The 7,461-nt window shown below is 66.7% G+C and carries 5 protein-coding genes; all 5 read left to right on the top strand.

The features are described from left to right. Positions 1–11 precede the first annotated feature (11 nt). The 5 genes from CDQ91_RS20000 (at position 12) to CDQ91_RS19980 (ending at position 7,459) form a co-directional block, all read left to right on the top strand. Entirely contained in the window at positions 12–335 is a 324-nt protein-coding gene (locus CDQ91_RS20000) for an OsmC family protein (RefSeq protein ID WP_237246080.1), read from the top strand. A 51-nt stretch (positions 336–386) separates the two neighbouring features. Continuing rightward, positions 387–998: a TetR/AcrR family transcriptional regulator gene (locus tag CDQ91_RS19995; RefSeq protein ID WP_088474469.1), complete on the top strand. Its 612-nt coding sequence runs from the start codon at positions 387–389 to the stop codon at positions 996–998. 423 nt (positions 999–1,421) lie between these two features. Then, a complete protein-coding gene (locus tag CDQ91_RS19990) occupies positions 1,422–2,690 on the top strand; it encodes an efflux RND transporter periplasmic adaptor subunit (RefSeq protein ID WP_088474468.1) in 1,269 nt (422 codons plus the stop codon). A gap of 162 nt (positions 2,691–2,852) precedes the next feature. After that, positions 2,853–6,038 carry an efflux RND transporter permease subunit gene (locus CDQ91_RS19985; RefSeq protein ID WP_088474467.1) on the top strand — a complete coding sequence of 1,062 codons (3,186 nt, stop codon included), beginning with the start codon at positions 2,853–2,855 and terminating at the stop codon, positions 6,036–6,038. Between the two features lie 5 nt (positions 6,039–6,043). Next, positions 6,044–7,459 carry an efflux transporter outer membrane subunit gene (locus tag CDQ91_RS19980; RefSeq protein ID WP_088474466.1) on the top strand — a complete coding sequence of 472 codons (1,416 nt, stop codon included), beginning with the start codon at positions 6,044–6,046 and terminating at the stop codon, positions 7,457–7,459. Positions 7,460–7,461: the final 2 nt, after the last annotated feature.

Raw genomic sequence — 7,461 nt, 5'->3', positions numbered from 1 at the left:
CCAAAACCAACATCCCGATCTCGCCGCCTGAAAATCCAGCCGGCTGCTTAAACCATCGAAATGAGGGGTCCCTTTTAGACGCCGATCACCCCGCTAACGGGGTCCTTTTTGCACGCCGATCCACACGCATGTATGCCGATCGCAAGGAGTGGCCGCTCGAATCGCTCGGCGTCGCGCTGCGGCTGCATGGCAAGGACGAGCGGCGGATCGAGCGTATATTGACGATCGTCGGGCTCGACGATGCGCAGAAAGCGCGGCTCGCCGATGTTGCCGAGCGCACCCCGGTGACGCTGACGCTGAAAAACGGCCTGCCGATCGACACGCATCTCGCCTGATCGCCGCAGCGGCTGGACATTTGGGTCCGGGCAAAATATATACCGCCCGTTATGGAAATAGATTCTCATCCGGCGACCAAAGGACGTCCGCGCGAATTTTGCGTCGACGCTGCACTCGCGGCGGCACTGCGCGTCTTTTGGAGCAAGGGCTATGAGGGCGCCTCGATGGCCGACCTCACCGAAGCGATGGGGATCACCAAGCCCAGCCTTTATGCCGCCTTCGGCAATAAGGAGGCGCTCTTCAACAAGGCGCTCGATCTTTATGAGCGCGAAAAGACCGATTATATGGGCGCGGCGCTCGATGCGCCGACGGCGCGCGGCGTCGCCGAACGGCTGATGCACGGCGCGCTCGACATGTACAGCTGCCCGGAAAATCCCAATGGCTGTCTGGGTGTCATCACCTCGGTGGCTTGTGGCGCAGAGGCCGAGTGCATTCGCGAAGCCGTGCTGGCGCGCGGCGCGACGGCGAAGCGCGCGCTGCTCGCACGTTTTGCGCGTGCGAAGGACGAGGGCGATATTCCCGCCGACGTCGATCCCGAGGGGCTCGCCGCGCTGCTGACCGCGGTGAACCAGGGCATGGCCGTGCAGGCCGGCGCCGGGGCAACCCGCGCCGAGCTCGAACGCCTTGTCGATACCAGCCTGAAGCTGTGGCCGGGGCGCTAGAAGAAAAATTTTTACCGACCGGTATGAAATAGCATTGACGCGGTGCAGCATGAATTATATACCGATGAGTATATAAACATCTCTCCCCGTGTCGGCGCATCTTTCGGTGTTTGCCGAAGGAGCGCCGACATGCCTGAACTCAACAAGTCTCTCCCCCCGACCGACCGTCGCTTGCCGTCCTTGCGGCGGTCGGGATGATTTCCGCCGCCAGCGCCACGCGGCGCGGCGGCCAACCCGACCGAAGATGAAGATACATGAAGCGCCCGCGCGTTCGTGCCCGACACGAGCGTTCGGCGAGGGCGGCGCTGCGCCGTTCCCCATGATCATTGCCAAGACACTGGACCGAAGGGGGCCTTCGGGACCGCGAATCCGTGCGCCGCCGCACATCCGACCTGACCGACACGAAAATGAAGGGGCACCGCCATGACCGTCCACACGCCGATCGAAAAAACCGATCCCGCCGACCTGAAAATCCGCCGCGAACTAAAGGAATTGCTCCATCCCGGCCGCAGCCGCCGGTTCGCGTGGATTGCCGCGCTGCTGGTCCTTGTTGCCGGCGCGTGGTGGTTGCTGCGCGATGGCGCCCCGCCAGCCGCCGCCGCGCCCGCACCGGTGCTGACCGTCGCGGTGCCGCTGTCGCGCGAGATTACCGAATGGGACGAATATATCGGCCGGTTCGAGGCGAGCAAATCGGTCGAGGTGCGCCCGCGCGTCGCGGGGGCGATCACCCAGATCCATTTCACCGATGGTCAGATCGTGCGGCAGGGCCAGCCGCTCTTCACCATCGATCCGCGCCCCTATCGCGCGTCGCTGGCCGAAGCGCGCGCCGCAGCGGCGAGCGCGCGCAGCGACCTCGCGCTCGCGCGCCTCGAACTCGAACGCGCCGGGCGCCTCGTCGATATCGAGGCCGTGTCGCAAAGCGAGATCGATCGCCTCCGCGCCCGCGTTCAGGCGGCCTCATCGGCGCTCGCCGGCGCCGATGCCCGCATCGCGGCGCGCGCGCTCGACGTCGAATTCACCACGGTTCGCGCGCCGATGGCGGGCCGCATCTCGGATCGGCTGATCGACGCGGGCAATCTCGTGTCGGCGGGCGATTCGGGCGGCACGCTGCTCACGACGATCAACGCGCTCGATCCGATCTATTTCACCTTCCAGGGCTCCGAGGCGCTGTTCCTGAAATCGAAGCGCGACGGTGCGGAAAAGGGCGCGACGGTCGAGGTGCGGCTGCAGGATGAAGCCGGCTATCGCTGGAAGGGCCAGCTCGACTTCACCGACAATGGCATCGATCCGCGCTCGGGGACGATCCGCGCCCGCGCCCGTTTCGACAACGGGTCGATGTTCCTGACGCCGGGCATGTTCGGCAATATGCGCCTCTCTACCGGCCAGACGGTGAAAGCGCTGCTCGTCCCCGCCGCCGCGGTGCAGACCGATCAGGCGCGCAAGATCGTCTATACCGTCGGCAAGGATGGCATGGTCGCGGCCAAGCCGGTCGAGCTTGGCCCCGAAGTCGATGGCCTGCGCGTCATTCGCTCGGGACTGGCGCCGACCGACCGTATCGTCGTCACCGGCTATCAGTTCGCACGCGCTGGCGAGAAGGCGGTGACCAAGTCCGGCCGCATCGCCGCTGCGCCGTCGAAGCAGGCTGCCACCGCGACCGAGCCGGTGTCGGCACAGGCGACCTTCGCGAGGTGAGCTTTCTTCTCCCCTCCCGCTCGCGGGAGGGGTCGGGGGTGGGCCCGAGACGTTTCAACTGCCCACCCCGCTGCGACTAGCGAGCACAAGCTCGCAAGTCTCGCTGCCCCTCCCGCAGGCGGGAGGGGATAACCAGAGTATTTTTCAGACAGGGGCTCTCCCATGCGCCTATCGCGTTTTTTCATCGACCGGCCGATCTTCGCCGCGGTCCTTGCCATCATCATCACCATCATCGGTGCGGTCGCCTATATCGGCCTGCCGGTCTCGCAATATCCCGACATCGTCCCGCCGACGGTGACCGTGTCGGCGAGCTATCCGGGCGCGTCGGCCGAAACCGTCGCCGAGACGGTCGCGGCGCCAATCGAACAGGAAATCAACGGCGTCGATAACATGCTCTATATGAGCAGCCAGTCGACCGGCGACGGCAATGTCACGATCACCGCGACCTTCAAAATCGGCACCGATCTCGATGCGGCGCAGGTGCTGGTGCAGAACCGCGTCGCGATCGCGACCCCGCGCCTGCCCGAAACGGTGCAGCGGCTGGGCGTGGTGACGCGCAAGACCTCGCCCGACTTCCTGCTGATCGTCAACCTCGTGTCGCCCGACAAGTCGCTCGATCGCGCCTATATCTCCAACTATGCGCTGACCCAGCTGCGCGATCGCCTCAGCCGTATCGATGGCGTTGGCGACGTGCGGCTGTTCGGCAACCGCGACTATGCGATGCGGGTGTGGATCGATCCCGGCCGCGCCGCCGCGCTCGACCTGACGGCGGGCGAGATCGTTGCCGCGCTGCGTCGCGAGAATGTGCAGGTCGCGGCGGGCTCGCTCGGCCAGCCGCCCTACGCCAATGGCAGCGACTTTCAGCTCAACGTCGAAGCGCAGGGTCGCCTCACGGACCCCAAGGATTTCGCCAATATCGTGATCCGCAGCGATGCCGACGGGCGGCAGGTTCGCGTCGCCGATGTCGCGCGCGTCGAACTGGGCGCGTCCGACTATAATTCGAACACCTATCTATCGGGCGATCCGACGGTCATCCTCGCGACCTTCCAGCGCCCGGGATCGAACGCGCTCGCCGCCGCACAGGCGGTCGAGGCCGAGATGCAGGCGGCGTCGAAAGATTTCCCCAAGGGCCTCGAATATCGCGTCATCTATAACCCGACCGAGTTTATCGCCCAGTCGATCGACGCGGTGATGGACACGCTGTTCGAAGCGGTGATCCTCGTCGTCATCGTCATTCTGGTGTTCCTCCAGAAATGGCGCGCTGCGGTCATCCCGGTCATCGCGATCCCGGTGTCCTTGATCGGCACCTTCGCGGTGCTTGCGGCCTTCGGCTACAGTCTCAACAATCTGTCGCTGTTCGGGATGGTGCTGGCGATCGGGATCGTCGTCGACGATGCGATCGTCGTCGTCGAGAATGTCGAACGCAATCTCGAAAAGGGGATGAGCGCGCTCGAGGCCGCGCGCACCTCGATGGACGAGGTGTCGGCGGCGCTCGTTGCGATCGTCCTCGTGCTCTGCGCGGTGTTCGTGCCGACGCTGTTTCTCACCGGCTTGTCGGGCGCCTTCTATCAGCAGTTCGCGGTGACCATTTCGACCGCGACGATCATCTCGCTGATCCTGTCGCTCACCCTGTCGCCCGCGATGGCGGCGATCCTGCTCCGGCCGCATGCGAAGCCCGTGGGCGAAGGTGCCGCTATGCGTATGGTCCGCCGCGCCGGCGACGCCTTCAACCGCGCTTTCGACCGGATGGCGAACGGCTATGCCGACCTCACTGCCCGGCTGGTCCGCGCGCCGAAGAAGATGATGGCGACCTATGCCGGGCTGATCGTCGCGACCGTTGGTCTGTTCTGGGCGACCCCGACGGGCTTCATTCCGGCGCAGGATCAGGGCTATTTCCTGATCGTCGCCAAGCTGCCCTCGGGCGCGTCGGTCGAGCGCACCGATGCGGTGCTGCAGAAGGTCGCGCAGCGCGTGCTGCCGGTGAAGGGCGTGCTGGGGTCGGTGATGCTCGCGGGCTTTGACGGCCCGTCGCAGACGCTCGCCCCCAATTCGGCCGCTGCCTATTTCCCGCTCAAAAGCTTCGCCGAGCGTAAGGCGCTCGGCGTCACGCTTGAGGAGATATTGGCACAGGCGCACGCGAACACGGCCGATATCACCGACGCGCAGATCGTCATCATCCCGCCGCCGCTGATCCAGGGGATCGGCTCGGCGGGCGGCTACCGGATGATCGTGCAGGATCGCGGCGGCCATGGCTATGAGGCGCTGGCGAAAGTATCGGGCGATCTGATCGGCAAGGCCGGCCAGACCCCGGGTCTCGCCAATGTCTTCACCTTCTTCGATGCGACCAATCCGCGCGTTTATGCCGATATCGACCGTGCCAAGGCGAACCTGCTCGGCGTCCCGCCCGAGCGCGTGTTCGAGGCTTTGCAGGTCTATCTCGGCTCGGCGTTCGTCAATGACTTCAACCTGCTCGGCCGCACCTATCGCGTCACCGCGCAGGCCGACGCGGCGCATCGCCAGACAGTGGCCGACATCGCCAATCTGCAAACACGGTCGAATTCGGGGGCGATGGTGCCGATCGGGTCGGTCGCCAATTTCGAGGACCGCACGGGGCCGTATCGCGTCACGCGCTACAACCTCTTCCCGGCGGTCGAGATCGACGGCGACACCGCCCCCGGATCATCGTCGGGTGCGTCGCTGACGACGATGGAAAAGCTCGCCGCCGAAACGCTGCCCGCAGGTTATGGCACCGAATGGACCGATATCGCCTTTCAGCAAAAGGCAGCGGCGAACACCGCGGGGATCGTCTTCGGGCTCGCGGTGCTGTTCGTCTTCCTCGTGCTGGCGGCGCAATATGAAAGCCTGACGCTGCCGCTCGCGATCATCCTGATCGTGCCGATGTGCCTGCTCGCGGCGATGGTCGGGGTGAACCTGCGCGGGATGGACAATAATGTCCTCACGCAAATCGGGCTCGTCGTGCTGATCGCGCTCGCGGCGAAGAATGCGATCCTGATCGTCGAATTCGCCAAGCAGGCGGAGGAACAGGATGGCCTGTCGCCGGTCGATGCCGCAGTGCGTGCCGCGCGCGACCGCCTGCGCCCGATCCTGATGACCAGTTTCGCCTTCATCCTCGGCGCGGTGCCGCTGTTGATCGCGAGCGGGGCAGGGGCGGAGCTGCGCCAGGCACTCGGCACCGCGGTCTTCTTCGGGATGATCGGGGTGACGGCTTTCGGCCTCATCTTCACGCCGACCTTCTACGTCGTCTGCCGCGCGCTCGGTGATTGGCTGGCGCAGCGGCGGCGGGGATCGGACGACCATGGCGCGGCGCTGCCCGTGCCCGCGGAATAAGGAGAATGACCATGATGCTCCGCAATATACTCACCGCCGCCTCGGCGCTGACGCTCGCCGCCTGCGCCGTCGGCCCCAACTATGCCGCGCCGAAATCGGCGTCGGCGCCGGTCGCGACCGGTTCGTTCATCACGGCAAGCAGTCCCGCCGTGACGCTCGACCCGGTCGCGGCCGACTGGTGGCGACTCTATGACGATCCCGTCCTCGACGGGCTCGTTGCCGATGCGCTCACCGCCAACACCGACGTTCGCGTTGCGGTCGCCAATATCGCAAGGGCGCGCGCGGCCTTGCGCGGCGCGCGTTCGGACCGGCTACCACAGGGCCAGATCGGCGCCGGGGCCAATTACGGGCGCAGCCCCGAGGGCCAGCGCCTTCCGGGCGCCGACCGCGAAGACTGGTCGGTCGATGTGGGGCTGAACGTCGCTTATGAAGTCGATCTGTTCGGCCGCGTCAGCCGCTCGGTCGAGGCCGCGCGCGGCGACTCCGCGGCAGCCGAGGCCAATGCCGATGCGGTGCGCGTGATCGTCGTGTCCGATACGACAGAGGCTTATGCCGATGCCGCCTCGGGCGCGGCGCGGCGCGATGTCGCGCGGCGGATCGTCGGCCTGCTCGACCAGCAGGTGACGCTCACCGAACGGCGCAAGGAGGCCGGGCTCGCGACCGGGCTCGACCTCGCGCGGATCACGACGCTGCGCGACCAGCGCGCCGCCGACATCCCGGCGATCGAGGCCGATCGTCAGGCCGCGCTCTTCCGCCTCGCGACGCTCACCGGCCGCCCGCCCGCCGCGCTGCCAGTGATTGTCGCCGACCGCAATATCAGCCTCGAGATCACCGATCCCATCCCGGTCGGTGACGGGGCGGCGCTGCTCAAGCGTCGCCCCGACATTCGCGCCGCCGAACGCCGGCTCGCCGCCGACACCGCGCGGATCGGAGTCGCGACCGCCGACCTCTATCCGCGTATCACGCTCGGCGGCTCGGTCGGCTCGACCGGCGCAGGCCTTGGCGATGTGTTCGGTGGCGGGCCGCTGCGCTGGCTGCTTGGGCCGTTGCTCAACTGGGCTTTCCCCAATCAGGAACCCGCCCGCGCGCGGATCGCGGCGGCCGAGGCCGACACGCAGGCGTCGCTTGCCGAATTTGATGGCACGGTGCTGCGCGCGCTCGAGGAAACCGAAACCGCGCTTTCCTCCTATGCGCGCGCGCTCGAACAGCGGCAGTCGCTGCGTGCTGCGCGCGATCAGGCCGAACGGGCGGCGCGGATCGTGCGCGCCAAGCGGCGCGAGGGGGCGTCCGATTCGCTCGAATGGCTCGACGCCGAACGCACCTTTGCCGAGACCGAGGCGGTGCTGGCGGCGCAGGACGGGCAAATTTCGCGGCGCCAGATCGCGCTGTTCCGCGCGCTCGCGGGCGGCTGGTCGAGCTAAAG

The organism is Sphingopyxis witflariensis (assembly GCF_002205635.1).
Lineage (GTDB): Bacteria > Pseudomonadota > Alphaproteobacteria > Sphingomonadales > Sphingomonadaceae > Sphingopyxis > Sphingopyxis witflariensis.
This window is presented reverse-complemented; position numbering and strand designations above follow the sequence as displayed.